General features: G+C 67.4%; 1 protein-coding gene. It reads left to right on the top strand.

From position 1 onward, the window contains the following. On the top strand, positions 1-400 hold a 400-nt coding region (locus AACY52_RS31370), incomplete at its 5' end, for an NAD(+) diphosphatase (RefSeq protein WP_339561552.1). Between the last annotated feature and the right edge of the window lie 45 nt (positions 401-445).

Here is a 445-nt window from a genome sequence, read left to right on the forward strand (position 1 = left end):
GGTGGTGATCATGATCGCCGAGCATGACGGGCGCGCGCTGCTTGGACGCCAGCCATCTTTCCCGCCCGGTCGCTATTCGGCGCTGGCGGGGTTCCTCGAACCCGGCGAATCGATCGAAGAAGCGGTGGTGCGTGAAATCGCCGAGGAAGCAGGCGTGCGCGTGCACGACGTGCGCTATGTGGCCAGCCAGCCCTGGCCATTCCCGTCTTCGCTAATGGTCGCCTGCGTCGGCATGGCTGAGGACGATGCGATCACGCTCGACACCCATGAGCTGGAGGATGCGATCTGGGTCCCGCGCGACGTGGTGCGCGCGGTGCTGGCGGGGGAGCCCGGCCCGTTCCTGCCGCCCCCGCCTTATGCCATCGCACACACGCTGTTGACGGCGTGGGCGGCGGGGTAAGCCGCAAACGGGTCGAACGAGACTTACAGCCTCAGCCAGCCCTTG

This window comes from Pseudomonas sp. EA_65y_Pfl1_P113 (assembly GCF_963970525.1).
GTDB classification, from domain to species: Bacteria; Pseudomonadota; Gammaproteobacteria; order Pseudomonadales; family Pseudomonadaceae; genus Aquipseudomonas; species Aquipseudomonas tritici.